The following is a 26,742-nucleotide window of genomic DNA, read 5'->3' on the forward strand; positions in this document are numbered from 1 at the left end:
TGCCTCACCGATCAGTCGGGTCCCCGGTCAGTCGGTACGGCGCGACCATGAACCCCGCTCGGGAGGTGAACCGCGTGTTCGTCTGCAGCTGCTTCGGTGTGACCGAGGAACAGGTGAGGAGGCACGCGGAGGCCGGTGCGTGCACGCCCCGGCAGATCGCCTCCGCCTGCAAGGCCGGCACCGACTGCGGCGGCTGCGTACGGCGCATCCAGGCACTGCTCGGCCGCGGTGACTGTCCCCGCCGCCGGCTGATCGACGAGGGGGAGCCGCCGCTCACGGCGAAACTGCCCGAAGCCGCGTAGGAGCGGCCCGGGGCCGCCGGGCGCCGCCCGGTGCCCTAGTGGGTCGAGAACCCGCCCGTTCCCGGACCCGACGCGTCGGGCTGGGACTGCTCGATGACCGTCGACAGGTACAGCGCCTCGCCCAGCTTCTCGATCAGCTCCAGCTGGGTGTCCAGGTAGTCGATGTGGTGCTCCTCGTCGGCCAGGATCGCCTCGAAGATGTTGGCCGACGTGATGTCGCCCTTGGTGCGCATGACGTCCACCCCGCGGCGCAGGCGGTCGATCGCCTCGAGCTCGATCTCCCGGTCGGCCTGGAACATCTCGGTCACCGTCTGCCCGACCCGGACGTGGAACAGCCGCTGGTAGTTCGGCAGGCCGTCGAGCAGCAGGATGCGGTCGGTGAGCACCTCGGCGTGCCGCATCTCGTCGAAGGACTCGGCGCGCGTGTACTGGGCGAGTTTCGTCCAGCCCTTGTGGTCCTGCAGCTTCGAGTGCAGGAAGTACTGGTTGATCGCTGTGAGCTCGGCGGTCAACTGCTCGTTCAGGAATTCGATGACCTCGGGGTCGCTCTGCATCGCGTGGGTTCCTTCCGCGCGGGAACTGGCAGGTTGCGCCGCATGATTGCACCGGCGGGGAAGATCGTCCAGTAAGTCTTCACTTAGTAAGTAAGTCCATGCTTAGTCTGATTCATTCCTGATTGTCCACATCTGTCGGGGCCCGTTCGGAGGCATTGCCCCGGGTCTGTCAGGATGGAGACATGGGTCAGCCGGCGGAACGCGAATCGGGGGAGCGCGCAGCAGCAGGAGCGGCGCGGTTCGAGCTCCCGCCGGGACAGCGACTGCAACGCGGCTGGCCGGTCACGCACTACGGGCCGGTCCCCCGGTTCCGGCCCGAACGCTGGGAGTTCCGGGTCTTCGGCGCCACCGCCGACGGTGAGAAGCACGGCTGGAGCCACGAGGAGTTCACGGCCCTGCCGTACGTCACCGTGGTGGCCGATCTGCACTGCGTCACGAAGTTCAGCATGGTCGGCGCCGAATGGGGCGGGGTCCCGGCCCGCACCATCCTGGACATCGCCCCGCCCGCGCCCGACGTCACCCATGTGATGGTGTGGGCGGAGTACGGGTTCAGCTCCAACCTCCGGCTGGCCGACTTCACCTCCGAGCGCACCCTGTTCGCCACCCACAAGGACGGCGAGCTGCTGACCGCCGAGCACGGCTTTCCGCTGCGCCTGATCGTCCCCCACCTGTACGCCTGGAAGGGCCCCAAGTGGGTCCGCGGCGTCGAGTACATGACCGCCGACCGCCGGGGCTTCTGGGAGGAGCGCGGCTACCACAACGTCGGCGACCCCTGGAAGGAGCAGCGCTACTCCTACCAGGAGGAGCCGGGGGACGGCCCCGAACTCTGACCTCCCGCCGCCGCCCGGGCCGTCCCGGCGTGTCAGGCGTCCCGGAGCTTCTTCAGCCGCTCCACGTCCGCCGCGTGCCCCTCCTTGCCGCCCGGGGTCTCGATGATCAGCGGTACGCCCTCGGTCGCGGGATGCGTCATCAGCGCCCGGAACGGCTCCTCGCCTATGTGGCCGGCGCCGATGTTCGCGTGCCGGTCCTTGTGCGCCCCGACCACGTCCATGGAGTCATTGGCGTGGATCAGCTTCAGCCGTCCCTCCCCGACCGTGTCCACCAGCAGGTCCAGCGTCTGGCGCATCCCGCTGGGCCCGGTCAGGTCGTGGCCCGCCGCGAAGACGTGGCAGGTGTCCAGGCAGACGCCCAGCTTCGGATGGGCGTCCAGCGCCTCGAAGTACGGTCCGAAGTCCCAGGTCCGCGAGCACAGCGAGGCCCCCTGGCCCGCCGTCGACTCCAGCAGCAGGAACGGGTCGTCGTCATGGGTGAGCTCGTCGAGCAGCGGCAGCATGCGCTCCCGCACCTGCCGCAGCGCCACCGGCCGCTCCCGCCCGCCGGTCGCGCTGCCGGTGTGCACCACCACGCCCAGCGCACCGATCTCCCGGCCGCGCCGCAGGGAGTGCCGCAGCGACTCGACGGACCGTTCGACGGTCGCCTCGGTGTGGGACCCGAAGTTGATCAGGTACGGGGCGTGCACGTACGCCGGGACCGACTCGGCGGCGCAGGCCGCGCGGAACGCCTCGTCCTGCTTCGGACTGCCGACCGGTGTGGCCCAGCCGCGCGGGTTGGCGACGAAGACCTGCACGGCCTCGGCGCGCAGGTCACGGGCGTAGGACAGGCCGACGGAGTGCAGGCCTCCGGCCACGGGGACGTGGCTGCCGACGGGGTTGCGGGCGGGGCCGGACAGGTGGTTCTTCACCCGTCAAGGGTGTCATGATCCCCCGGGTTCCCGGCCGGGCCCCCGGTCCGTCCTCCGTTCCGCCGTCCCGTCGGCCGTTCCGTCAGCGGATCTCGATGGTGATCGTCGAGCCCTTGGGCGCGGTGTCCCCGCCGTCCACGGACTGGCCCTTGACGGTGTCGCCGAACAGACCGAGCAGACCGCGGTCCTCGTCCACCCGGAACCCGGCCGCCTCCAGCTTCTCCTTGGCCTCGTCCACGCTGTCGCCGACCACGTCCGGGACCTCGATCATCTCCGGGCCCTTGGACAGCGTCAGCGTCACGGTGTCGCCCCCGGCGGCCTGACGGCCCGGCTGGGGGGTCTGCCGGGCCACCTGGCCGGCGTCGTGCTCGGAGTGGACCCGTTCGGCGGCGATCTCCACCTCGAGGCCGGCCTCCTCCAGCTCGGCGCGGGCGTCCCGGAGGTCGTCACCGGTCACGTCGGGAACGTCCACCGGGCGGCCCTTGCTCACGGTGAGCGCCACCGCCGAGTCCGCGCGGACCTTGGTGCCCTTCCCCGGCTCGGTGGAGATCACGAAGCCCCTGGGCACGTCCTCGCTGAACGCCCGGGTGACCATGCCCGGCTCCAGGCCCTCGTCCTTCAGCACGGAGCGCGCCTTGTCCAGCCGGTAGCCGTCCACGTCGGGCACCCGCACGGTCTGCGGGCCCTTGGAGATGGTGAGCGACACCGGGTCGTTGCCGCGGATGCGGGCGCCGGCCGCCGGGTCCGTGCTGATCACCGTGCCCCGCTTCACGGTGTCGCTGTACGCCTCCTCGACCCGGCCGACGTCCAGCCCGGCGTCCGCCAGCCGGTCCCGGGCCTCCTGCTCGGTCTTCGACAGCAGCGGCGGCACCTTGGTGAACTGGCCGGAGTTGATGTACCACACGCCCGTGCCCACCCCGAGGACCAGCAGCACGGCCACGACGATCGCCATCGGACCGCGCCGCAGCGCCGCGCGGCGCCGGGGCGGCAGCGGCGGCGGGGACCGGAACCGGCTGGTGCGGTGGAGGGAGTCCGCGCCGTCGGTGCCGGCCGGGACGTCCTCCCCGTCCTCGTCGACCGGCAGCGGGCGGGGCATCGTCAGCGCGCGCGGGATGACGCTCGTACGGTCCTCGGCGTTGTCGTGCTCCGCCGTCAGCGCCTGCGGCGGCACCGCGTCCAGCTGCTCCTCACCGAGCCTGCCGCGTGCCTCGCGGACCTGCGCGAGCAGTGCCACCGCGTCGTGCGGGCGGACGTCCGGGGTGCGCGCGGTCGCCGACGCGACCAGCTCGTCCAGCTCGTACGCCATCCGGGGCACGGCGGCCGACGGCGGCGGCACGTCCTCGTGCAGATGCTTGTAGAGCACGGTCGCGGGGGAGTCGCCGTCGTGCGGCTTCTCGCCGGTCAGCATCTCGTACAGCAGGATGCCGCAGGCGTAGACGTCCACGCGGGGGTCGGCGGTGCCGCTCTCGATCTGCTCCGGCGCGAGGTAGGCGACCGTGCCCAGCACGGTCCCGGTGGTGTTCGTCACCGTGTCCACGGCCCGGACCAGCCCGAAGTCGGCGACCTTGACCCGGCCGTCGTCCCCGATCAGCACGTTCTCGGGCTTCATGTCCCGGTGCACGAACCCGGCCCGGTGCGCGGCACCGAGCGCGGCCAGCACCGGCTCCAGGATGTCCAGCGAGGCCCGCGGCTGCAGCGCGCCGCGCTCGCGCAGCACGTCCCGCAGGGTGCAGCCGGCGATGTACTCCATCGCCAGGTAGACGTACGCCCCGTCGGTGCCCTGGTCGAAGACCTGCACCACGTTCGGGTGGGCCAGCCGGGCCACCGACTTCGCCTCGCGGATGAACCGCTCGACGAACGAGCCGTCGGCCGCGAGGGAGGGGTGCATCACCTTGAGCGCGAGGACGCGGTCGAGACGGGTGTCCACGGCCCGGTAGACCGTGGCCATCCCGCCGACCGCGATCCGCGCCTCGACGCGATACCGGCCGTCGAGCATTTGCCCGACCAGAGGGTCCTGAAGGGTCGTGTCCACGCAGGCGAGTTTACGAGCCGCCGCCGACAGCCCCGACCGCTTCGGCCCCGTTCGGAGCGCGACTGCAGCCGACCTGTGACGCAACGCACGCCCCCGACCACCACACACCCACCACCCGCCGGCCCCCTGGCCGGCACCGCACGCCCCCACCCCGGCCTCACCGTCCGCCGGTCACCCTGGACCCCACCACCGCCGAGGGGCCGGGGCCCAGCCGTTCCAGGCCGGTCAGAACGCGGGCCGCTCCGGGTCCAGCACGGCCAGGCCCTCCGCGGGGGACGACGCCTCGGCGAAATGCCTCCGCGGGATCCGCCCCGCCAGCCGGGCCAGCCGCCCCGCCTCCACCGCGTGACGCATGGCGCCGGCCATCATCACCGGCTCCTGCGCCCGCGTCACCGCCGACGCCAGCATCACCCCGGCACACCCCAGCTCCATCGCCAGCGCCGCGTCCGACGCCGTGCCCGCCCCCGCGTCCAGGATCACCGGCACGCGCGCGTGCTCCACGATCAGCTGGAAGTTGTGCGGGTTCCGGATCCCGAGCCCGGACCCGATCGGCGACCCCAGCGGCATGATCGCCGCACAGCCGACGTCCTCCAGCTTCCGCGCCAGCACCGGATCGTCGTTCGTGTACGGCAGCACCGTGAACCCGTCGTCGACCAGCGTCTCCGCCGCCTCCAGCAGCTCGACCGGGTCCGGCAGCAGCGTGCGCTCGTCGGCGATGACCTCCAGCTTGACCATCTCGGTGCCGAGCGCCTCCCGCGCGAGACGCGCGGTGAGCACGGCCTCCCCGGCGGTGAAGCAGCCCGCCGTGTTCGGCAGCACCCGGATCCCGAGCTTCTCCAGCACCGACAGGACGGACCCGTGCACCGACGGGTCCACCCGCCGCATCGCCACGGTCGTCAGCTCCGTCCCGGACGCCACCAGCGCCCGCTCCAGCACGTCCAGGCTCGGCGCCCCGCCGGTGCCCATGATCAGGCGGGACGTGAAGGACGTACCGCCGAGGACGAACGGATCGTCGGCCATGATCAGCCTCCTTGGACAGCGGTGAGGACTTCCACGCGGTCACCCTCCGAGAGGGCGGTGGCGGGCCACTGCGCGCGCGGGACGACGGTTTCGTTCAGGGCGGCGGCCACTCCCGAGGGCGCCGCGGTGAGCGACCGCACGACGACGTCGAGAACCGTGCCGGGCTCGACCTCCCGGAGCTCCCCGTTGACCGAGATGTTCATGCGGGCTGCTCCGTCAGTGCGGCGGCGGCGAAGCGCCGGGGGGTGAAGGGGCGGGCCTCCTCCGGAAGCTCCCCGGTGGTCAGGACGTGCGCCAGGGCGTCGCCGGTGACCGGCGTGAGCAGGACGCCGTTGCGGTAGTGGCCGGTGGCCAGCACCAGCCCCTCCAGCGCGGTCGGGCCGAGCAGCGGCGCGTTGTCGGGGGAGCCGGGGCGCAGCCCGGCCCGGGTCTCGGTGAGCGGCAGCTCGGTGATCCCGGGGACCAGCTCGTGGGCGTCGCGCAGCAGCTCGTACACCCCGCCCGCGGTGACGGTCGTGTCCCAGCCCATCTCCTCGCTGGTCGCCCCGACGACGAGCTCACCGCTCTCGCGCGGCACCAGGTAGACATGGCTGCCGCGCACCACGGCCCGCACGGTCCGGCTCAGGAACGGCGTCGAGTGCGCCGGGTGCCCCGGCATCGTCAGCCGCACCACCTGCCCCTTCACGGGACGCACGGGCGGCAGCACGTCCCCGGGCACCCCCGCGAGCCGCCCGCTGAGGCTGCCCGCGGCGAGCACCACCTGCCCGGCGCCCAGCTCGGTGCCGTCGGCGGTGACGACGCCCGTCGCCCGGTCCCGTACGACGGTGAGCCGCTCGGCCCACGCGCGGTGCACGACCACACCGGCCCGCTCGCACGCGGTCACCAGCGCCGCCGCCAGCCGTCGCGGATCGATCTGGTGGTCGCCGTCGACCCGCAGGCCGCCGCGCACACCCGGCGCGAGCATCGGCTCCAGGCGCCGGCACTCCCGCCCGGTCAGCCACTGCGAGTCCAGCCCCGACTGCTGCTGCAGCGCGTGCAGTTCCCGCAGATGGGCGCGGTCGTCGGCGTCCAGCGCCACCGCGAGGGTGCCGCACCGGCGGTAGCCGAGGTCGTGCCCGGTGAGCTCGGTCAGCTCGGCCGCGAAGTCCGGGTAGCGGCGCGCGGAGGCGAGGTTCAGACCGAGCAGGGTCTGCTCGCCGTAGTGCAGTTCCGTGACGGCGGCCAGCATCCCGGCGGCCACCTGGGCGGCGCCGCCGCCCGGCTCGGGGTCCACCAGGGCCGTGGCGAGACCGCGCTGCGCGGCCCGCCAGGCCGTGACCAGACCGATGATTCCGCCCCCGACGACGAGGACGTCTGAGGTGCGCGTGGGCGACATGGGCGTCCAGCCCCTCCCTTCGCCGGCATGACCCGGATCAGGTTCGTACGGTCGGAGGCCGCCAGCCTCCCTCTCAGCCCGGTGCGTCCGGGCTCCCGCGAGTGCTTTACGCCGGCCACCCTAGCCCGCGGGGCGGCACACCCGTAAGGGAGCCCCCGGGGAGGCACGCGCCCGCAGGGGAGCCGCGGCCGGGCAGGGGGACGGGCGTCGGGGAGCATCCCACGACGGACCGGGACCGGCTGACATCTTGTCAGGTGTCTATGGTGTTCGGGTGAGCGAGCAGACGCAGGAACCGGGACCGTCCGAGCCGCGGCGGGTGGTGGTGGCGGGTGCGGGCATGGCCGGCGTGCAGACCGCGGTCGCCCTGCGGGAGCAGGGCTTCACCGGCACCGTCACCCTGATCGGCGCGGAGCCCCACCAGCCCTACGACCGGCCCCCCTTGTCCAAGGCGGTGCTGCTCGGCACGGCCGAGAGCTCTGCCTTCGACGTCGACTTCGAGTCGCTCGGCGTCGAACTGCGGCTCGGCTGCGAGGTGCTCGGCCTGCGCTCCCGGGACCACGAACTGGACACGGAGGCCGGGCCCGTCCCCTACGACGTCCTGGTGGTCGCCACCGGCGCGGAACCGGTCCGGCTGCCGGGCGCGGAGGGCGTCGCCGGTGTGCACCTGCTGCGCACCCTGGACGACGCCGAACGGCTGCGGCCGGTGCTCGCGCGGCAGCACGACGTCGTGGTGGTCGGCGCCGGCTGGATCGGCGCGGAGTTCGCCACGGCGGCGCGCGAGGCGGGCTGCGCGGTCACCGTCGTGGAGGCCGCCGAACGGCCGCTCGCCGAGACGCTGCCCGCCGAGGTGGCCGCCCCGATGACCGCCTGGTACGCCGACGCCGGCGTCGACCTGCGCACGCACGCGCGCGTGGAGCGCGTCGAGCCCGGTGCCGTGGTCCTCGACGACGGGACGCGGCTGTCCGCGGGAGCCGTGGTCGTCGGCATCGGGGCCCGGCCCGCCACGGCCTGGCTGGCCGGCTCCGGGGTCACGCTCGGGGCGCACGGCGAGGTCGTCGCCGACCGCCACCTGATGACCTCCGTGCCGGACGTCTACGCGGTCGGCGACTGCGCGTCCTTCCCCTCGGGGCGGTACGGCGAACGCCTGCTGGTCCACCACTGGGACAACGCCCTCCAGGGACCGCGCGCGGTCGCGGTGAACATCCTCGGCGCGGCCACCGGCCGGACGCCGGCCGTGTACGACCCGGTGCCGTACTTCTGGTCCGAGCAGTTCGGGCGTTTCGTCCAGTACGCGGGACACCACGTGGACGCCGACCGGACCGTGTGGCGCGGGGACCCCGCAGGACCGGCGTGGACCGTGTGCTGGCTGAGGGAGTCGCGCCTGGTCGCGCTGCTGGCGGTGGGGCGGCCCCGGGACCTGGCCCAGGGGCGCCGGCTGATCGAGGCGGGGGCGGCGATGGACCCGGAGCTGCTGGCGGACCCGGCGCGGCCGCTGAAGTCGGCGGCCGCGTGACGGCGCGGCCGGGCGGCTGCGGGGTCCGGCGGGACACCGTCCGGCGGGTCGCGGGGACCCCGCGGGGCGTCCCCGGTCCGGCGTGCCCGGCGGACGCGTCCGCCCAGGTGGGTGGGGCTGGCTTCCGACTGTCAGTGGCAGATGGCAGGCTTGTTCCGTGACCGAGATTGACGCAAAGATCGATGCTCTCGTCCCCGCCTGGCTCACTCTCCCCGACATCGCCGAAAAGCTCGGTGTCGAGGTGACGCGCGTCCGGCAGCTGGTCAAGGAGGGCCAGCTCATCGCCGTGCGCCGGGGTGAGAACCGCGCGCTGCACGTCCCCGCCGCCTTCATCGACGGGGACAAGGTCGTCAAGGGCCTGACCGGCACCCTGACGCTCCTGCGGGACGACGGCTTCACGGTCGAAGAGATGCTGGAGTGGCTGTTCACTCCCGACCCCACGCTGCCGGGCACGCCCGTGCAGGCGCTGAGCGAGAACCGCGGCACGGAGGTGAAGCGCCGCGCCCAGGCGCTCGCGGTCTGATCCCCACCTGACCGTCCGGGGCGCGACCCGGACAACCGCCCGGCGCCCGTGGACCGTGACGCCGGGCTCGGACCACACCGACCGCCCGCCCCCGGGGCCGCGGCCCACCCGGCCGCGACCGGGGCGCGGGCGTGTCCTCCGTGCGGGCCCCGGCCGCCGCACACCGGGCGCTGCCGGGACACGGGGCGCCTCGCGGTCTCCCGCAGCACCGGCATAGGGTCCCCCCTGCGGCGCGTACGCCACGGCCCGGGCCGGCCGGGGCGGCTCGTCGAAGACCCGTCCGGGCCGCCGGGCCCGGCCGCCACGACGCCACCGACAGCTGGGGGACACCCGCATGCCCGACACCGCAGCCACCACCGCCCGGGCCCGGCTCGCCGACGCCCGGGTCTACCTCTGCACCGACGCCCGCAAGCGGCAGGGGGACCTCCCCGAGTTCCTGGACGCCGTCCTGGCCGGCGGGGTCGACATCGTGCAGCTGCGGGACAAGGGCATGGAGGCCGCCGAGGAACTGGAGCACCTGGAGGTCCTCGCCGAGGCCTGCGCCCGGCACGGCAAGCTGCTCGCGGTCAACGACCGCGCGGACGTCGCCCACGCCGCCGGCGCCGACGTCCTCCACCTGGGCCAGGGCGACCTGCCCGTCCCCGCGGCCCGCGCCGTCCTCGGCGACGACATCCTGATCGGCCGCTCCACGCACGCCGAGTCCGAGGCCGAAGCGGCCGCCGTCCAGCCCGGCGTGGACTACTTCTGCACCGGCCCCTGCTGGCCCACTCCCACCAAGCCCGGCCGCCACGCCCCCGGCCTCGGCCTGGTCCGCCACACCGCCGCCCTCGGCACCGAGCGCCCCTGGTTCGCCATCGGCGGCATCGACCTCGGCAACCTCGACGAGGTCCTGGAGGCCGGCGCCCGCCGGATCGTCGTCGTACGGGCCCTCACCGAGGCCGACGACCCGGGTGCGGCGGCGGCCGAGTTCGCCCGGCGGCTGCGGGGGGCCGCTCCGGACGCCGGATGACCCCGCGCGTCCCGGGTTTGTCCAAGGCGTGGACAACAAATCGGCAAATCGGACGAATCTCTCGCTTTCGGTTGGGGGACCGTCGCACCCTGGCTAACCTGCCGGTATGGCCCTCGGAACCGCATCCACCAGGACGGACCGCGCACGCACCGTGCGCGAGATCCTGGCAGCCGGAAAGACGACGTACTCCTTCGAGTTCTCGGCGCCGAAGACGCCCAAGGGCGAGCGGAACCTGTGGAGCGCGCTGCGCAGGGTCGAGGCGGTGGCCCCCGACTTCGTCTCCGTGACCTACGGGGCCGGAGGGTCCACACGCGCCGGCACGGTCAAGGAGACCGAGCAGATCGTCGCCGACACCACCCTCACCCCGGTCGCCCACCTCACCGCCGTCAACCACTCCGTCGCCGAACTGCGCAACATCATCGGCCAGTACGCCGACGCCGGGATCCGCAACATGCTCGCCGTGCGCGGCGACCCGCCCGGCGACCCGATGGGCGACTGGGTGCCGCACCCGCGGGGCCTGACCTACGCCGCCGAACTCGTCAGGCTCATCAAGGAGTCGGGCGACTTCTGCGTCGGCGTCGCCGCCTTCCCGGAGATGCACCCGCGTTCGGTGGACTGGGACACGGACGTCGCGCACTTCGTCGACAAGTGCCGGGCCGGCGCCGACTACGCGATCACCCAGATGTTCTTCCAGCCCGAGTCCTATCTGCGCCTGCGCGACCGGGTCGACGCGGCCGGCTGCGAAACTCCGGTGATCCCCGAGGTGATGCCGGTGACCAGCGTGAAGATGCTGGAACGGTTGCCAAAGCTCAGTAACGCCTCGTTCCCGGACGCCCTGAAAGAGCGGATCCTCACAGCGAAGGACGATCCGGCGGCGGTACGCTCCATTGGCATCGAGTTCGCCACGGAGTTCTGCGCTCGGCTGCTGGCCGAGGGAGTGCCCGGACTGCACTTCATCACGCTCAACAACTCCACGGCGACGCTGGAAATCTACGAGAACCTGGGCCTGCACCACCCAGCGCAGGCCTAGACCGGTCGCACCGGCGTACGAGACGCTGCGTAGCGGCCACTGGGAGAGGGGCGTACATGGGCTGGACGGTCCTCTACATCGCGTTCGGCATCGTCGCGCTGTGGCTGCTCGGCGAGGTGCTGCTGCAGTACAAGGCGCGGCTGCGCTGGCGGCTGCTCGCCTTCGTCGGGTTCCTCGGTGTCGTGGTCGGTGTGCTGATCCCGTCCGTCGTCGTCATCGGGCTGGGCGCCGCCGCCTTCGCGGTCGGCCAGACCTACGTCACGCTGTCCTTCCGCCGCGGCTTCGAGGCCGGCTGGGCGGTCAACGCCCCGGTGCTGGCCGCCGCCAAGGGCCGCCGCGGTGACCGCGGGCGCCGGGAACCGACCCTGGAGGTCTCCGGCCTGGAGGCGTCCGGCGGCGGTTACGGCGACGAAAGCGCCGACCACCGCGGTGACCGGGCCGGCCTCGGCACGGACGACGACGACTACGACCGCGACGACGTGTTCACCCCCGCGCGCCCCGACCGGCCGACGGCCGCCGAGACCACCGCCGTCTACGAGCCGCAGCCCATGCCCGACGACACCGGCTCCTACGGCGTCTACGGCGACACCGGGTACTCCGCCCCGTCCCCGGACCCGTACGCGGCGGCCGCCCAGGGCACCGACCAGGGCTACGCCTACGACTACTCCGGCTACGGCCAGCAGCAGGCCTACGACACCACCGGCCAGCAGCAGTACGCCGCCTACTCCGACCCGTACATCGGCACCCAGACCCACGACGGAGCCGCGTACGACACCGGCTACGCCGTCCCGCAGCAGTACGGCCAGGCCTATGGCCAGGACCAGTACGCCGGCACCTACGGCGGCGAGACCCCGCCCGGCGGCCTGTGGGTCCCGCAGCAGCGCAGCACCGACGACCCGTACGGCGGTGAACTCCCCCCGGAGCAGCCGTACCCGTACCAGGGCAACGAGCAGACGCCCGGGAACGGGAACAACGGGTACGACGAGCAGTACCGCTTCTGACGCCCGGCCGGGAGGTCACCGGGACCCCTGGAACCCCGGCCCCTCCACGATCAGCCCGGCGACCAGCGCGCCCGACATGCCGGCGTGCGGGAGACCGCCTCCGGGGTGGGACCAGCCGCCGACGCGGTACAGCCCCGGGAGCGGGGTGGTGTTGGCCGGACGGAGGAAGCGGCCCCGGCCGGCGGCGAGAGCGGGAGCGGGTATCCCTCCCCGCGCGGCACCCGTCTCCTCCCCGGAGTCGTCGGGCGTGCGCACCTCCCGCCACAGGACGCGCTCCCGCAGACCGGGGACAGCGGCTTCGGCGGCCTCGACGAGCAGATCCGCGAACCGTTCGCCGGTCCCGCCCTCGCCCCACGGTGCGCCGTGCGGCACGGTGGCGGACAGGACCACGGACTCGTGCTCCGCGTCGGGCCTGAGGGCGGGGTCGTCCGGCCGCAGCACCGTCACCGTGGGCCGTACCGGGGCGCCGGCGCGGCCGGTGAGGAAGTCCAGCTCGGCCGTGCGGTCGGGGGCGTGCACGACCGTGCGGTGCGCCGCACCGGGCTCGCGCGGCCCGCGCAGCGCCAGCAGCACCGTGAACCGCCCGGGCCGCCGGCGCTCCGTGCGGTCGGGGCGCACGTCGTCGTCGCCGTACAGCGGGTGCCCGGTCATGAGCTCCAGCCGGCTCGGGTCCACCCCCGCGACCACGTGGTCCGCCTCGCACACCGTGCCGTCGAGGAGTTCCACCCCCGCCGCCCGGCCGTCCTTCTCCAGGACCCGGGCGACCCCGGCGCCGAAACGGAACTCGACCCGGCGGGCCACGCACCGCTCGTACACCGCGCGCGCCAGTTCCCGCAGGCCGCCGCCGCGCACGTACCACATGCCGAAGGCGTGCTCCATGTACGGCAGCACGGCCGCGCTCGCCGGGGTGTCGCGCGGGTCCAGGCCGTACGCGAGCGCGTGGCTCTCCAGGAGGGCGGCCAGCCGGGGGTCCCGCAGCTCCCAGGCGCCGACCTCGGCGAGTGTGCCGGCCCGGCGGGTGCGCAGCAGCCGCTTGTGGGGGACCGCCGGGTAGGGCTCGCGCTCGGCCAGCACCCGCCAGTTCGGCCACAGCGGCTCCTCCAGCAGCGGCCTGCGCGACCGGTCCCAGGCCTCGCGGGCCCGCACCAGGAAGTCGCCCCACCGGCGGCCGGCACCCGGCCCGAGCGCCTCCTCCAGGGCCGCGACGACACCCGCGCGCGAGGCGTTCGGCAGCGACACCCGGGTGCCGTCCGCGAACACGTGCCGCGACGACGGGTCGACCTGGACCAGGTCGACGCACTCCTCCAGCGGCTCCCGGCCGGTCTTGACGAAGAGGTCGCGGTACACCGCGGGCAGGGGGAGCAGGCCGGGGCCGGTGTCGAAGGAGAACCCGTCCCGCTCCACACGGCGCAGGGCGCCGCCGTACGTCTCCGTCCGCTCGTACACCGCCACCCGGTGGCCCGCGACGGCCAGCCGGGCAGCGGCCGCCATCGCGCCCATCCCGGCGCCGATCACCGCAATCCGTGCCATGCCAGGGACTTTATCCGCCGCCACTGACGGACCGGCGCCCGAGTACCGGCGCCCCCGCGCGGGTGACCAGCCGCCGGCGCGGCGTCGTGGGGGCGCGTGCGCAGGCGTGAGTACCCGTACCTAGTCGCCGAGATGAGTACGCGCGCGGATGGGGCCCGGCCTGCGGGGACGGGAGAGTGGAGACCACGGAGAGGGGCGCGGCTCCGGAACCGGCGGCACGGGGCGCCGGAACGGAGCGGCCCGCGATCCGCTCCTTCCGTCGGCGCCGCCGGCGGGAGCGAGGCACGGGGGAACCCGGGGGGACGACCGCGAACGGGGGTCCTGCGGGGGATGCACGGGGGAACGCACGGGGGAGCACGGAAGGCGCCGGTCCGACGGTGGCCCGCGGGGGACGCGGCCACCGGGGGCCGGCGCCTTCACGTGCGCCGGGCCCGCCGTCACCGGGCCTCAGCGGCGGCCGCTGACCCGTCCCTGCAGCAGCCGGGACAGGGCCGCGTGCACGTCGTCCAGGGAGCGCTCGGGCTGGAAGGACTTCCAGTCCAGCGCGGCCACCAGCACCATGCCGACCAGCGCCGCCGCCGTCAGCGGGACGTCGATCTCCTCGCTGAACTCGCCGTCGGCCACACCCTCGCGCAGCACGCCCTCGACCACCGCCACGGCCTGCTGCCGCACCACCATCAGCGTGGACTGCCAGGCCCGGTTGGTGCGCCACAGCTCGGCCACGTACAGCTGGGTGAAGGCCGGGTAGCGGTCGATGAAGACCAGGCCCGCGCGGATCATCGCGTCCAGGGCGTCGACCTTGCCGCCGCCCTCCCCGGCCGTCTTCTCGGCCGCCTCCCGCAGGGAGGCGGTCAGGAGGCCGACGCCGTGCCGCAGCAACTCCTCGAAGAGGACCGACTTGCTCGCGAAGTTGTAGTAGACCGTGCCCTTCGCGACCCCTGCCCGCTCGGCGATCTCGTCCACGGTGGTGGCGGAGAAGCCCTGCTCGGCGATGAGGGTGACGGCCGCCTCGTAGAGCTTCTGCCGGGTGGCCTCGCGGCGGGCGCTGCCGCCCGACGTGGTGCTGCTGCGTTCCATGACCCCGATTGTCACAGGAACGCCGGTCCGCCCGTTCACAGGCTCAGTTCCGGGTGCAGCCGGTCCAGGGTCCACACCTGCCGGCGGCGGGCCGACAGCGCGGTCAGCGCGAGGGCACCCGCGGTGAAGGCCGTCAACACGGCGCACGCCTGCCACACCGGTCCGAGACCGCCGCCCGTGACGAGCCGCCGGAGCGCCTCGACCACGTGGCTCATCGGCAGGAACGGGTGCAGCGCGTTGAAGAAGCCGGGACTGGTCTGCACGGGGTACGTGCCGCCCGCCGACGTCAGCTGGAGCATCAGCAGCGCGAGGACGAGGATCCGGCCGGCCGCCCCGAAGCGCGCGTTCAGCCACTGCACGATCGCGGCGAAGCACGCCGTCACCAGGAACAGGAAGCCCACCGTCCCCGCCGCGCGGGCCATCTGCAGCCCGATCGCCCAGTGCAGCACCGCCATCAGGGCCACCGTCTGCAGGATTCCGATCGCCACCACCGGCAGCCAGCCCGCCAGCGCGATCCGCCAGGCCGAGGCGCCGGCGGCGAGGGCGCGCCGGTTCATCGGCGCGATGAGCATGTACGCCACCATCGCGCCCACCCACAGCGACAGCGGGATGAAGTACGGGGCGAAGCCGGTGCCGTAGTTGGGCGCCTTGTGCAGGTCGTGGGTGACGAGCCGGACCGGGTCGGCCATCATCTCGGTGCGCCGGTCGCGGTCCTGCTTGTCGTAGTCGGGGATCCGCTCGGCGCCGTCGTGCAGGCCGCCGGCGAGCTTGGTGGAGCCGTCGACGAGCTTGTAGATGCCGCCGTTGAGGTCCTCCGCGCCGGTCCTGATCCCGCCGATGCCCTTGTCCAGGTCGACGGCGCCGGTCTTGGCCGTGCCGAGCTCCTTGTGGAGCTTCTTCATCCCGTCGGCGACCTTGCCGGCCCCGTCGTTCAGCTTGTTGATCCGGGTGACGGCGTCGTCGAGGTCCTCGGAGAGGTGCGGCGCGCGGTCGGCGAGCGTGCGGGCCCGCTTCTCCAGGGTGGAGAGGTGCCCGTCGAGCTCCTTCAGGTCGGTCCTGCGGTCGGCGACCAGGGTGTCGGCGTCACCGGCCGCGGTCGCCGCCTTCGCCGCCGCGTCCCTCGCCTTCTCCAGGTCGGCGCAGGCGGCGTCGGGCAGGACGGGTTCCTCGCAGCGGGTCCGGTGGACCTCGTCCATGGTGTCGGACGCCGCGCGGGCGTCCTTCGCCGCGGCCGGAGCGCGTTCCACCAGGTCGTCGAGGCCGTCGCGGAGCTCACCGGCCGAGTCGGCGACGAAGCGGGCCGTCTCGCCGATGCTCTTGTCGTTGTCCCGCAGGAAGGGGCCCACGCGCGCGTCCAGCGCGTTCACCTGGTCGGCGAGGGTCTTCGTCCCGTCCGCGACCTTCCTGGACCCGTCCTCGAGGCCGCCCGCGCCCTTGTGGAGCTTCTTCAGGCCGCCGGCCAGCTTGCCGCTGCCGGTCTCGGCGTCCTTCAGGTGGTCGGCGAGGTCCTTGGAGCCCCTCTCCGCCTTCCCGATGCCGCCCTTGAGCTTGTCGGCCCCCTTCGCCGCCTCCACGGTCTCGCCGTGGATGTCCGAGAACGAGACGAAGATCCGGTCCAGGAAGGAGCGCGAGGTCTTCGTGGACGCGGCCCGGCGCACCTCGCCGAAGACCGTCCGGGAGATCTGTCCGACGAGGTAGTTGTTGGCGTCGTTCGTCCGCACCTCCAGGGCGCCGGCCTCGGGGGAGTCGCCCGAGCCGGAGGCGATGCGGCGGCTGAAGTCGGCGGGCATGGTCAGCGACAGGTAGTAGGTGCCGTCCTCGACGCCCCGCCGGGCCTCGGCCGCGCTCACCTCCCGCCAGTCGAAGGTGTCGCTGTCGCGCAGCCCCTCGGCGATGTCGTCGCCCGCGGCGATCCGCTTCCCGTCGGCGGTCGCCCCCTTGTCGTCGTTCACGAGCGCCACGGGGACCCGGTCGAGGCGGCTGTAGGGGTCCCAGAACGACCACAGGTACAGGGCGCCGTACAGCAGGGGCAGCACCAGCAGGGCGACCAGGGCCGCGCGCGGCAGCTTGCCGCGGCCGAAGCGCCGCAGCTCAAGCGCGGCCAGTCCCGGCGAGCGCATCGGCCGCCTCCTTCCCCTCGTCGTCCCCGGTGATTCCTGTGCCGACGGCCACCGCGTCCCGGGGGGCCCCGCTGCACACCGCCACCACCGTCGTGCCGGTGTCGGCGATCGACCTCAGCCGGGCCCAGACCTCGTCCCGTTCGGCGGACGAGAGCTTCAGGTCGGCGTCGTCCACCCCGAGCAGCCGGGGGCGCCCGAGCAGGGCCAGCGCGAGCGACAGCCACAGCGCCTCCACCCGCTCCAGATCCCGTACGGCGGTCCGCGCGCCCTTGGGCAGCGCCGCGAGGTCCAGTCCGGCGGCGGCCAGCGCGGTGTCGACGTGCCGCTCCCGCTCGCTCGCGCGCTCCCTGCGCGGACGCAGCAGCCCGCGCAGGGAGCCGCCGAAGCGGTGCTGCAGCAGCGCCCGTTCGCGCAGGTGCTCGCCGACGGTCAGGGCCGGGTCGAGATCGGTCACGCCGGTGACGTGCGCGAGCGCGCTGATCCGGCGCACGGCGGCCATGCGCCTGGGCAGTTCGAGCCCGCCCACGGAGGCCAGGCCCTCCGTGGGCCTCATCCGCCCGGTGAGCGCGAGCAGCAGGCAGGTGCGGCCCGACCCGGACGGCCCCTCGACGGCGATCAGCGAGCCGGGCTCCGCGTCGATGTCGACCCCGCGGAACGCCCAGCCCCGCGGCCCTTCGAGCCCGAAGCCGCGGGCCGAGACGGCGAGTCCGGGCGGATCGTGCGCCACGCCCCCCATGCGTCCCCCAATTTCCTTCCCGAGCCCCTGCGGGACTTTTTGAACTGACTGGTCAGTGCAAAAACTAGCCCGAACGCTCGCTCGAGGCAAAGCCCCAGGTCAGAACGGATTGTCAGTGCCATACCGCACGATGAGCACATACGGCACCTCGTAACCGTGCGTGCCGTCACGAAGACGACAGGAGGTTCGTCATGGCCAACTCGTCCGCAGCCGCCGCCCGTCGGCGCCGCGCAACCGGCCCTGCCCCCTCACTGAACGGCCCGGCGAGCGACGTCCACCCCGTGCTGCGCCGCGCCGCGGCCCCGCCCGCCGCCCTCGACCTGCTCGCCCAGGCCCGTGCCGGACTCGACGAGGCCACCGTCCTCGACACACCCAACGAGCGCTACGCGACGGCCCACCTCGCCGCCCTGCGCACCGCCGCCGCCGTGCTCGCCGCGCGCGGCCGGCCCGAGACCTCGCCCCGGGCCCGGGCCAGGATCAGGAGCGCCTGGGAAGTGCTCCCCGAGATCGCGCCCGAGCTCACCGAGTGGAGCGCGCTGTTCGCCTCCGGGGCCCCTCGCCGCGCCCGGGCCGAGGCGGGCATCCGGGGCGCGGCGAGCGGACGGGACGCCGACGACCTGATACGGGACGTGTCCATGTTCCTGCGCCTGGTGGAGCGCATGCTCGTCCTCCAGCCGGTTCTCCCGCAGCCGCGCGGGGACGCGGACCGGCCGGAGGGCCGCGACCCGGACGGGGGCGCGGACGCCGGCCCGGTCCGGGACATCCCGGACGCGGGCTGACCGCCCGGCCGCGGCGGAGCCCCCGCGACGGCGCGGGCAGGTGACCGGGCACCGCACCGCAGGCAATAGGGTGGAGGGAGCCTGAACCCTTCCCCGGCCCGGAGTTCCGGGCCGGGGAGGGAGCCCGATCGCTCCGCCGAGAATGAGGCGGTGCCGCGCCGAGGAGTCAACTGCCGTGTCGGACCCGATGCGCCCGCCCGTCTCCCACCACCACCCGCACACGACGTCGCTGCGCTCCGACCCCTCCCGCCCCCGCGCCGCTCTCCGTACCGCCGTGGTCTGGGAGGTCCTCCAGGACGCCCTGGAGCGCCGGTCCAAGGCGACGGGACGGCAGGCGCTGGACGTCCTCGACACCGGCGGCGGCAGCGGCAACTTCGCGGTGCCCCTGGCCCTCCTCGGCCACCGGGTCACCGTCGTCGACCCCAGCCCCAACGCGCTGTTCGCCCTGGAGCGCCGCGCGGCCGAGGCCGGCGCCGCCGACCGGGTCCGGGGAGTCCAGGGCGATGTGCACGGCCTCTTCGACGTGGCCGAGCGCGGCGGCTACGACGTCGTGCTGTGCCACGGCGTCCTGGAGTACGTGGACGACCCGGCCGAGGGCGTCCGCAACGCGGTGGCCGCCCTGCGCCCCGAAGGTGTCCTCAGCCTGCTGGCCGCCGGTCTCGGCGGCGCCGTGCTCGCCCGCGCCCTCGCCGGTCACTTCAAGGAGGCCAGGCAGGCGCTCGACGACCCGAACGGCCGATGGGGCACGGGTGACCCCGTGCCGCGCCGCTTCACCGCCGACCAGCTCACCGGACTCGTCGAGGGCGCGGGACTCGGGGTCGGCGCCGTGCACGGCGTGCGGGTCTTCGCCGACCTCGTTCCCGGCGTGCTCGTGGACACCGAGCCCGGAGCCCTGGACGCACTGCTGAAGCTGGAGGCCGCGGCGGCCGAACTCGCCGCCTTCCACTCCGTGGCCACGCAGCTTCATGTGCTCGGTGAGGCACCGGGGCCCTCTGAGGCGTCCGGGGCCTGAGCGGTCACGGGTGACGCGCCGCTGATCAGCGGCGCGTCCGGCGCCCGGGCCGCACATGGAGTGCGCCACAGGCCCCCCGAATGGCGGCTTGGCGCCGTATGATCGAGGGAGACCGATCGGCATGACGGGTCGGCCGCCGGGGAAAGAGATGCCTCAGCGGGCCGGGACGTCCATGGCGGGTTCCGGTTGGCCAATTGGCGCAGAGGGGCGGGTTTCACGGGGGCGATTCCCTGCCTATCCTGAAGAGACCCCCCGGGTCGCCCCGGCGACTGCACGATGAGGAGGACTCCGTGCCGCTCTCGGAGCACGAGCAGCGCATGCTCGAGCAAATGGAGCGAGCGCTGTACGCCGAAGATCCCAAGTTCGCGTCGGCGCTTGAGGGAAGCGGGCTGCGTACGTACACCCGGCGGCGGGTCTACCAGGCGGTCGCGGGCTTCCTCGTGGGTATTGCGCTCCTCATGGCCGGTATGGTCGCCCAGCAGGTCTGGCTCAGCGTCGTGGGATTCCTCGTGATGCTGGGATGCGCGGTCCTCGCGGTGACCGGCTGGCGCAAGGCGCCCAAACCGGGCGAGCAGGCCGTCGCCGGTGCCCCAGGTGCCCCCCGGGCCGGCCGTCAGGGCAGACAGCGGCGCTCCATGATGGACCGCATAGAGGAGCGCTGGCAGCGCCGCCGCGACGAACAGGGCGGCCACTAGCAGCTCTCCGCGCCGCTCCGCAGGAGACAGCTGAAGACATGGCTCAGGGGGTGACCACCGGCGTGGTCACCCCCTGGCGCATGTCCTGACGAGGACGTGGGCGCGGAGGCGATCACAACGCGGACGCGACAGGGGCGGGCCGGCCGAAGCCGTCCCGCCCCTGTTCTCCTTCTCCTGCCGTGTCTCCTGTCGTGTCCCCTTGCCCGCCGGCCGGGCTCAGCCCTGCTGCCGCGACGGCCTGCGCCACGTCGGCTTCCGCCACGCCGGCCGCATCGCGAGGACCCGCTCCCGGACGCCGGACCACCGGGCCGACACCGCCCACACCACTCGCACGGCGGAGCGCGGGGCGAACAGCGCGCGCAGGCGCGTGCCCCGGCCGGACGCGGACCGCAGAGCGGCGATCACCCGGTGCACGTCGTCCGTCAGACCGGCCGTCGGCCGCGGTCGCGGCGCGTACAGGACCTGCTCGACCGCGTCGGCCACCCGGTGCACCGAGGCCGCCGCGGCCTGGTCGAGCTGCCCGAGCCGCACGATCCGGGCGGCCGCCTTGCGCGGGGTCAGCGACTCGTCCGGCGAGATGCCGTGGTCCCACGCCGTGTCGCTCAGCTCGTCCCAGACGGCCAGGACGTACGGCGCCGCGTCCGCCTCCGAGCGGCCGTGCGCACCCAGGCGCACCGCCCGGGTCCTCATCCGCCACAGCATCGGCGCCAGCGGCAGCACCAGGACGACGAGCCCGGCCAGCACCCACCCCAGCAGCGCGGTCCACTTCGGCCCGTCGTCCCCCGTGGGCAGCGCCACCTGCGGCGACTCGCTCTCGCACGCCCCCAGCCTCCTGCGCTCCGCCGAGCAGCTCTCGCTCTCCGAGGGAGCGGCGGACGGTTCCGGGGACGTGGCCCGGGACGGCAGGGCCGGGTCGGGCAGCGTGCTGTCCGCGGCCTCCGGCACGGTGTAGGACGGCACCGAACCGCGGGTCGGGGTCGGCTCGAAGCGGGTCCAGCCCACACCCTCGAAGTACAGTTCCGGCCAGGCGTGCGCGTCCCGCAGCCCGACCGCGATCGTGCCGTCCGCCTGCGGGGTGCCGGGCGCGAAGCCCACCGCGACCCGTGCCGGTATGCCCAGGGAGCGGGCCATCGACGCCATCGCGAAGGAGAAGTGCACGCAGAAGCCCTGCTTGTCCCGCAGGAAACGGGCGATCGCCTGCGAACCGCTGCCGACGTCCACCTCGGTGTCGTACTCGAAGCCGCCGTTCAGCGTGAAGTACTCCTGGAGCCTGACCGCCTGGTCGTAGGCGTTGTCCGCACCCGCGGTGACCTCACGAGCGGTCCGGGACACCACGGCCGGCAGCGACTCGGGCAGCTCGGTGTACTCGCGCTCCAGGGCGGGCACCGGCTCCGGGGCGTCGGCCAGCTGTTCCGGCGTGGGCTGCACGTCGAGGCTGCGCACCTCGTACGTCAGACCGCGCGTGTTCTGGCCGTGGTCGCCGACCAGCGTCATGCCGACCGGTTCGTAGCGCCAGTCGCCCCTGACGCTCACCCCGCTCGGCGGGTACGGCATCGGCAGCCAGTCCTGGCCGTACCAGTCGGCGGTCGAGATCGTCGTGCCGATCTCCGTGCGCCCGACGTCGGGGCCGAGCCCCACCGGAGTCGGGAACCCGCCGTCGGGCACGGTGGTGATGGAGCGCTTGGACGGCTTCCACGTGGTGCCGTCGAAGTCGTCCAGGGACACGATCCGCAGATACAGGTCCGAGACGTCCGCCATCTCGGAGCGGACCGACATGACCTGGCGGTCCTCCTCCACGTTCAGCGAGTCACGCAGCGACACCAGCGGGTTCACCGCCGAGATGGTGCCGCCCCCGCCGGTGCCCGAGCCGACGCCCGTGCCGGTGGCGTCCAGCAGCCCGCCGTTCATCGCGGGCAGGCCGAGCGGCACCACCAGGGCGATGCCCAGCGCGACCGCACCGATCCGCCGGCCGGTGCGCACCGGTGCGACGGGCCCGGCCGGCTCCCCGCCCGGGCCGCGCGCCGCCCCGGCGAAGACCCGCCCCCACTGGGAGAGCCGGTCACGCCCCTCGGTGAGCAGCAGCATCAGATAACCGGCCGCCGCCAGCAGGAACCACAGCCAGTCGATGCCGCCGTCGGACAGTCCCGCGGCCACGGAGTACAGGGCGAGCAGCGGAAGACCGGCCGGGGCCGCGCTGCGGAAGGTCACCGCGAGGGTGTCCACCAGCAGCCCGATCACCAGGACACCGCCGATCAGCATCAGCCGGATGCCGTCGGACAGCGGCGCCGGGATCGCGTACCGGCTGACGTCGTTCCCGCCCTGCTCCAGCAGTTCGGCGAAGAACCGGAAGGCGTCCGGGCCGGGTATCAGCCCGGCGAAGGCGTGCTCACGCGCGAACACCAGAGTCAGCAGCACCAGGGTGACGAGCGCCTGCGCCGCCACCGTCAGCGCACGCCCCAGCGGCACCCGGCGGGCCGCCGCGCCCACGCCCGACTGCACCGCCAGCAGGAGCGCCGCCTGGAGGATCCACGTGGGCGGATCGACCAGCGGCAGCAGTGCGCACGCCGCCATCAGCGTGGCCGCCCATGCGGCCAGCGCCAGCCTTGCCCGCCCGCTGATCACGGTCCCTCCCCACCGCTCGCCGCGGCCAGGCCCGAGCGCTCCCGGTCCGCCTGCCGCCACAGCTCGTCCAGCGAGGCGCCCCGCGGCACCGCCAGGGCCGTCCAGCCCGCCTCGCGCAGCATCCGCAGCCGCTCCCCGCCCCTGTCCAACGGACCGGGCACGCCGGCCGGTTCCCGCAGCCAGGTTCCGCTGTCCAGCAGGAAGGCGAGGGCGCCCCCGCTGCGCTGCCGCATCCGGGCGAGGACCGCGGCCTGCTCCTCGTCGAGGTCGCCGAGGAAGGCCACCAGCAGCCCTTCGTTCCCGCCGCGCAGCACGTCGTAGGCGCGGGACAGGCCCGCCTCGTCGGAGTGGTCCACCACGGCGAGGGTGTCCATCATCAGCCCGGCCGCGTCCGCCGACTCCTGGTTCATCCCCGCGAACCCGTCGGGCCCCTCACCGGGCACCGAGGTGCCGGTGTCGGTCAGCAGCCGCACCGAGAACCCGCGCTCCAGCATGTGCACCAGCACGGAGGCCGCGCCCGACACCGCCCATTCGAACGCCGAGTCCGGGCCCGCCCCCTCGTAGGCGACGGCGCGGGTGTCCAGCAGCACCGTGCACCGCGCGCGCTGCGGCTGCTCCTCGCGGCGCACCATCAGCTCGCCGTAGCGCGCGGTGGAGCGCCAGTGCACGCGGCGCAGGTCGTCGCCGTAGCGGTATCCGCGCGGGATCACGTCGTCCTCGCCGGCCAGCGCCAGCGAACGCTGCCGCCCGTCGCCGTACCCCTTCGCCTCCCCGCCCAGCCGCACCGGCGGCAGCGGCTCCACGCGCGGTGTCACCGTCAGCGTGTCGTACGTGGAGAAGGACCGGGTCAGCTCGCACATCCCGAACGGGTCGGACAGGCGCAGCTGCAACGGGCCCAGCGGATAGCGGCCGCGAAGGTCGGAGCGGACCCGGTAGGACACCTCGCGGCGACCGCCCGCCTCCACCCGGTCCAGCACGAACCGCGGACGCGGACCGAGCACGTACGGCACCCGGTCCTGGAGCATCAGCAGGCCCGTGGGCAGCCGCGAGACGTTGTCCATCCGCAGATGCACCCGCGCCTCGGAGCCGGCCGGCACCCGCGCGGGGGAGAGGCGACGGCTGCCGGCGACCCGGTAGCGGGTGCGGTACAGCACGGCCGCGCACACCAGCGGCAGCACCGCCAGCAGCAGCCCGACCCGCAGCAGATCGCTCTGCCCCAGCACGTACGCGCAGATCGCGGCGGCCACGCCGGCGGCCAGGAAGGAACGGCCGCGGGTGGTCAGTCCGGCCAGGGCCGTCCTGAGACCGCTCCTGCCGCCCCGGTCGCCCTCCGCGTGGACGGCACCCGCGTCGGTCATCACAGCCTCCGGGGCGGCTGCTGGCCGTAGCCCGGGCCGCCGCGGCCCAGGCCGAAGCCGCTCTGCTGCGGGGCCGCCGCGGGCACCGGGGTGCGCTGCAGGATCTCCTGGACCACCTGCTCCGCGGTACGGCGGTTGAGCTGGGCCTGCGCGGTGGGCAGCAGCCGGTGGGCGAGCACGGCCACGGCGAGCGACTGCACGTCGTCCGGCAGCGCGTACTCCCGGCCGCTCAGGGCCGCGGACGCCTTCGCCGCGCGCAGCAGATGCAGCGTCGCGCGCGGGGAGGCACCGAGTCTGAGGTCGGGGTGCGTGCGGGTGGCGGCGACCAGCTCCACCGCGTACCGGCGCACCGGCTCCGCCACGTGGACGCCGCGCACCGCCTCGATGAGCTTCACGATCTCGTGCGCGTGCGCCACCGGCTGGAGGTCCTCCAGCGGGGAGACACCGCCGTGCACGTCCAGCATCTGCAGCTCGGCCTCCGGGCTCGGATAGCCGACCGAGACGCGGGCCATGAAACGGTCGCGCTGGGCCTCCGGCAGCGGGTAGGTGCCCTCCATCTCGACCGGGTTCTGCGTCGCCACCACCATGAAGGGGCTGGGCAGCTCGTAGGTCTTGCCGTCGATGGTGACCTGGCGCTCCTCCATCGACTCCAGGAGCGCGGACTGCGTCTTCGGCGACGCGCGGTTGATCTCGTCGCCGATCACCACCTGCGCGAAGATGGCGCCCGGCTTGAACTCGAAGTCGCGGCGCTGCTGGTCCCAGATGGACACACCGGTGATGTCCGAGGGCAGCAGGTCCGGCGTGAACTGGATCCGCCGCACCGAGCAGTCGATGGACCGCGCCAGTGTCTTGGCCAGCATCGTCTTGCCGACTCCCGGGACATCCTCGATGAGCAGATGCCCCTCGGCGAGCAGCACGGTCAGCGAGAGCCGTACGACCTCGGGCTTGCCCTCGATCACGCCTTCCACCGAACCCCGCACGCGCTCGACCACGGCGGTCAGATCAGTGAGGCTCGCTCGATCGTCATAGGTCGTCACCCGGCCCTCCTCGGCCTTTCCCCACGCCCCGGAAAGGAGCGGGGGCCCCAAATGTTCCGGACCGACGCCTTGCTGTGCGGCCCGGCCCACCCCGAATCACGGACACCACGCGGGAAAAGTTCCGCGTGACACCACTCCCGCATTCTTGCCGCCGTTACCGATTCGTGTCACTCGCCTGTGGACAACTGGCGGTGACATGCCGGTTCCTGCGGCCTCCGCGGAACCCGGAGTCCGGGCGATCATCGGGGTGGGCGGCCGGATCAGGCGGGGTCGATCTCGCGCAGCAGGCCGGTCTTCACGTCGAAGACGAAGCCGCGCACGTCGTCGGTGTGCAGCAGGAACGGCGAGGTGCGCACGCGCTGCATCGACTGGCGTACGTCCTGGTCGACGTCCCGGAAGGCCTCCACGGCCCAGGCGGGACGCTGGCCGACCTCCATCTCCAGATCGTGCCGGAACTCCTCGGTGAGCGACTCCAGACCGCAGCCGGTGTGGTGGATGAGGACCACGCTGCGGGTGCCGAGCGCCCGCTGGCTGATGGTCAGCGAGCGGATCACGTCGTCGGTGACCACCCCGCCCGCGTTGCGGATGGTGTGACAGTCGCCCAGTTGGAGGCCGAGCGCGGCGTGCAGGTCGAGCCGGGCGTCCATGCAGGCCACCACGGCGACGCGCAGCACCGGCCGGGCGTCCATCCCGGGATCGGTGAACGCGGAGGCGTATTGCTGGTTGGCCTCGACCAGGCGGTCGGTGACCGTGCCGTGGCCGACGGTGGTGCTTCCGGAGGCTGCGGGAACCGATGCAGAAGTCGTCATACTCATGACGGTACTGGTCACCCGGGGATCGGGCCCGCTGTGAGAGGGGACAAAGGACGTCATCGACCCTGGGTGTGAGGTAACCCACAAGAGTGGTGTGGGCCTCCTCCTACGGGTGATTTCACCCGGTGCGCGCCTTGACCCGCAGGGCGGGCCGCGACGCGCAGGCCGGTTGATTGACCGGGCGACACCGTGGACTAAAGTGACGCGAAGCGGGAGGCGAGACCATCCGCTGCACTGTTTTTCCGGAGATCCCGGCGAGAACCCGGAGGTCTCCCCGCGTACGCGGCGCGTACGTACGGCTCGGCCTCCTCCCGTTCCCGGCCGGCTGACGCTTCCGGCGCCGGCCGACCGCCCCTTCACCGGGGGAGGGCGGGAACCCGGCGGTGCGTCACGGCCGCGCCGGACCTGAGAGGGCCCCTTGAGTCACAGTCGACACGTCCCGGTGATGCTCCAGCGGTGCCTGGACCTGTTGGCACCCGCCCTGGAGCGGCCGGGAGCGGTGGTCGTCGACTGCACCCTCGGCCTCGGCGGACACAGCGAGGCCCTGCTGCGGCGGTTCCCCGAGGCGCGGCTCGTCGCCCTGGACCGCGACAAGGAGGCCCTGCGCCTGGCCGGTGAGCGGCTCGCCCCCTTCGGCGAGCGGGCCACCCCGGTGCACGCCGTCTACGACGAGCTCCCCGACGTCCTCGCCCGGCTCGGCATCCCGCGCGTCCAGGGCGTCCTGTTCGACCTCGGGGTGTCCTCCATGCAGCTCGACGAGGCCGACCGCGGCTTCGCCTACGCCCAGGACGCCCCGCTCGACATGCGCATGGACCAGACGACCGGCGTCAGCGCCGCCGAGGTCCTCAACACCTACCCGCCCGG

General features: G+C 73.7%; 25 protein-coding genes and 1 riboswitch. Of the genes, 11 read left to right on the forward strand and 14 right to left on the reverse strand.

The window, feature by feature from the left end; translation table 11 throughout:
* Positions 1-47: 47 nt before the first annotated feature.
* A complete protein-coding gene (locus RIM90_RS08590; RefSeq protein ID WP_309059991.1) occupies positions 48-302 on the forward strand; it encodes a (2Fe-2S)-binding protein in 255 nt (84 codons plus the stop codon).
* A gap of 35 nt (positions 303-337) precedes the next feature.
* Here the strand turns inward: RIM90_RS08590 and bfr are convergent, their stop codons facing one another.
* Entirely contained in the window at positions 338-856 is a 519-nt protein-coding gene (gene bfr / locus RIM90_RS08595; RefSeq protein WP_309059992.1) for a bacterioferritin, read from the reverse strand.
* 182 nt (positions 857-1,038) lie between these two features.
* Between bfr and RIM90_RS08600 the strand changes: the two genes are divergently transcribed.
* On the forward strand, positions 1,039-1,686 hold the full coding sequence (locus RIM90_RS08600; protein ID WP_309059993.1) for a sulfite oxidase-like oxidoreductase: 648 nt from the start codon (positions 1,039-1,041) through the stop codon (positions 1,684-1,686).
* A gap of 32 nt (positions 1,687-1,718) precedes the next feature.
* On the opposite strand, the gene RIM90_RS08605 is transcribed toward RIM90_RS08600, so the two are convergent.
* From RIM90_RS08605 to thiO, 5 genes are all read right to left on the reverse strand, one after another.
* On the reverse strand, positions 1,719-2,597 hold the full coding sequence (locus RIM90_RS08605) for a deoxyribonuclease IV (RefSeq protein WP_309059994.1): 879 nt from the start codon (positions 2,595-2,597) through the stop codon (positions 1,719-1,721).
* Positions 2,598-2,679: 82 nt separating this feature from the next.
* The gene (gene pknB, locus RIM90_RS08610; RefSeq protein WP_309059995.1) at positions 2,680-4,629 is read right to left on the reverse strand and encodes a Stk1 family PASTA domain-containing Ser/Thr kinase; all 1,950 of its coding nucleotides are present in this window, start codon (positions 4,627-4,629) and stop codon (positions 2,680-2,682) included.
* Positions 4,630-4,854: 225 nt separating this feature from the next.
* Positions 4,855-5,649, reverse strand: a complete 795-nt coding sequence (locus RIM90_RS08615; RefSeq protein ID WP_309059996.1) for a thiazole synthase — start codon at positions 5,647-5,649, stop codon at positions 4,855-4,857.
* Positions 5,650-5,651: 2 nt separating this feature from the next.
* Entirely contained in the window at positions 5,652-5,852 is a 201-nt protein-coding gene (gene thiS, locus RIM90_RS08620; protein WP_309059997.1) for a sulfur carrier protein ThiS, read from the reverse strand.
* Positions 5,849-7,024, reverse strand: coding sequence for a glycine oxidase ThiO (gene thiO, locus RIM90_RS08625; RefSeq protein ID WP_309059998.1), 1,176 nt, complete (start codon positions 7,022-7,024; stop codon positions 5,849-5,851). Before thiO ends, thiS begins: the two co-directional genes overlap by 4 nt.
* A riboswitch (TPP riboswitch) is annotated at positions 7,022-7,133 on the reverse strand. It overlaps the preceding gene by 3 nt.
* A 162-nt stretch (positions 7,134-7,295) precedes the next feature.
* Between thiO and RIM90_RS08630 the strand changes: the two genes are divergently transcribed.
* The 5 genes from RIM90_RS08630 (at position 7,296) to RIM90_RS08650 (ending at position 12,100) form a co-directional block, all read left to right on the forward strand.
* A complete protein-coding gene (locus tag RIM90_RS08630) occupies positions 7,296-8,537 on the forward strand; it encodes an FAD-dependent oxidoreductase (RefSeq protein WP_309059999.1) in 1,242 nt (413 codons plus the stop codon).
* A gap of 157 nt (positions 8,538-8,694) precedes the next feature.
* Positions 8,695-9,060, forward strand: a complete 366-nt coding sequence (locus RIM90_RS08635; RefSeq protein ID WP_184817187.1) for a helix-turn-helix domain-containing protein — start codon at positions 8,695-8,697, stop codon at positions 9,058-9,060.
* A 334-nt stretch (positions 9,061-9,394) separates the two neighbouring features.
* Complete coding sequence (thiE, locus tag RIM90_RS08640; protein WP_309060000.1) at positions 9,395-10,069, forward strand: thiamine phosphate synthase; 675 nt, start codon at positions 9,395-9,397, stop codon at positions 10,067-10,069.
* 106 nt (positions 10,070-10,175) lie between these two features.
* On the forward strand, positions 10,176-11,099 hold the full coding sequence (gene metF, locus RIM90_RS08645; RefSeq protein WP_309060001.1) for a methylenetetrahydrofolate reductase [NAD(P)H]: 924 nt from the start codon (positions 10,176-10,178) through the stop codon (positions 11,097-11,099).
* A gap of 56 nt (positions 11,100-11,155) precedes the next feature.
* Positions 11,156-12,100 (forward strand): hypothetical protein, encoded by a 945-nt coding sequence (locus RIM90_RS08650; RefSeq protein ID WP_309060002.1) that lies wholly within the window; start codon positions 11,156-11,158, stop codon positions 12,098-12,100.
* A 15-nt stretch (positions 12,101-12,115) separates the two neighbouring features.
* Here the strand turns inward: RIM90_RS08650 and RIM90_RS08655 are convergent, their stop codons facing one another.
* The 4 genes from RIM90_RS08655 to RIM90_RS08670 form a co-directional block, all read right to left on the reverse strand.
* Complete coding sequence (locus tag RIM90_RS08655) at positions 12,116-13,630, reverse strand: NAD(P)/FAD-dependent oxidoreductase (protein WP_309060003.1); 1,515 nt, start codon at positions 13,628-13,630, stop codon at positions 12,116-12,118.
* Positions 13,631-14,077: 447 nt separating this feature from the next.
* On the reverse strand, positions 14,078-14,707 hold the full coding sequence (locus tag RIM90_RS08660; RefSeq protein ID WP_309060004.1) for a TetR/AcrR family transcriptional regulator: 630 nt from the start codon (positions 14,705-14,707) through the stop codon (positions 14,078-14,080).
* Positions 14,708-14,742: 35 nt separating this feature from the next.
* Positions 14,743-16,827: a YhgE/Pip domain-containing protein gene (locus RIM90_RS08665; protein WP_309060005.1), complete on the reverse strand. Its 2,085-nt coding sequence runs from the start codon at positions 16,825-16,827 to the stop codon at positions 14,743-14,745.
* Positions 16,799-17,563 carry an ATP-binding cassette domain-containing protein gene (locus tag RIM90_RS08670; RefSeq protein WP_309060006.1) on the reverse strand — a complete coding sequence of 255 codons (765 nt, stop codon included), beginning with the start codon at positions 17,561-17,563 and terminating at the stop codon, positions 16,799-16,801. The genes RIM90_RS08665 and RIM90_RS08670 overlap by 29 nt, the downstream gene beginning before the upstream one ends.
* A 191-nt stretch (positions 17,564-17,754) precedes the next feature.
* On the opposite strand from RIM90_RS08670, the gene RIM90_RS08675 reads away from it, so the two are divergent.
* The 3 genes from RIM90_RS08675 to RIM90_RS08685 all read left to right on the forward strand — a co-directional run bounded on the left by RIM90_RS08675 (position 17,755) and on the right by RIM90_RS08685 (position 20,049).
* Entirely contained in the window at positions 17,755-18,342 is a 588-nt protein-coding gene (locus RIM90_RS08675; RefSeq protein WP_309060007.1) for an SAV_6107 family HEPN domain-containing protein, read from the forward strand.
* Positions 18,343-18,517: 175 nt separating this feature from the next.
* Positions 18,518-19,354, forward strand: a complete 837-nt coding sequence (locus RIM90_RS08680; RefSeq protein ID WP_309060008.1) for a methyltransferase — start codon at positions 18,518-18,520, stop codon at positions 19,352-19,354.
* A 290-nt stretch (positions 19,355-19,644) separates the two neighbouring features.
* Positions 19,645-20,049: a DUF3040 domain-containing protein gene (locus RIM90_RS08685; protein WP_309060009.1), complete on the forward strand. Its 405-nt coding sequence runs from the start codon at positions 19,645-19,647 to the stop codon at positions 20,047-20,049.
* Positions 20,050-20,265: 216 nt separating this feature from the next.
* On the opposite strand, the gene RIM90_RS08690 is transcribed toward RIM90_RS08685, so the two are convergent.
* The 4 genes from RIM90_RS08690 to RIM90_RS08705 all read right to left on the reverse strand — a co-directional run bounded on the left by RIM90_RS08690 (position 20,266) and on the right by RIM90_RS08705 (position 25,875).
* The gene (locus tag RIM90_RS08690) at positions 20,266-22,620 is read right to left on the reverse strand and encodes a transglutaminaseTgpA domain-containing protein (RefSeq protein ID WP_309060016.1); all 2,355 of its coding nucleotides are present in this window, start codon (positions 22,618-22,620) and stop codon (positions 20,266-20,268) included.
* 47 nt (positions 22,621-22,667) lie between these two features.
* Positions 22,668-24,029, reverse strand: coding sequence for a DUF58 domain-containing protein (locus RIM90_RS08695; protein WP_309060010.1), 1,362 nt, complete (start codon positions 24,027-24,029; stop codon positions 22,668-22,670).
* On the reverse strand, positions 24,029-25,066 hold the full coding sequence (locus RIM90_RS08700) for a MoxR family ATPase (RefSeq protein ID WP_309060011.1): 1,038 nt from the start codon (positions 25,064-25,066) through the stop codon (positions 24,029-24,031). The genes RIM90_RS08695 and RIM90_RS08700 overlap by 1 nt, the downstream gene beginning before the upstream one ends.
* 260 nt (positions 25,067-25,326) lie before the next feature.
* Positions 25,327-25,875 (reverse strand): carbonic anhydrase, encoded by a 549-nt coding sequence (locus tag RIM90_RS08705; protein WP_309060012.1) that lies wholly within the window; start codon positions 25,873-25,875, stop codon positions 25,327-25,329.
* A gap of 421 nt (positions 25,876-26,296) precedes the next feature.
* Between RIM90_RS08705 and RIM90_RS08710 the strand changes: the two genes are divergently transcribed.
* Positions 26,297-26,742 (forward strand): 16S rRNA (cytosine(1402)-N(4))-methyltransferase (locus RIM90_RS08710; protein ID WP_309060013.1); only part of this gene is annotated, 446 nt, incomplete at its 3' end.

This window comes from Streptomyces sp., from assembly GCF_031181555.1.
GTDB classification, from domain to species: domain Bacteria; phylum Actinomycetota; class Actinomycetes; order Streptomycetales; family Streptomycetaceae; genus Streptomyces; species Streptomyces fimbriatus.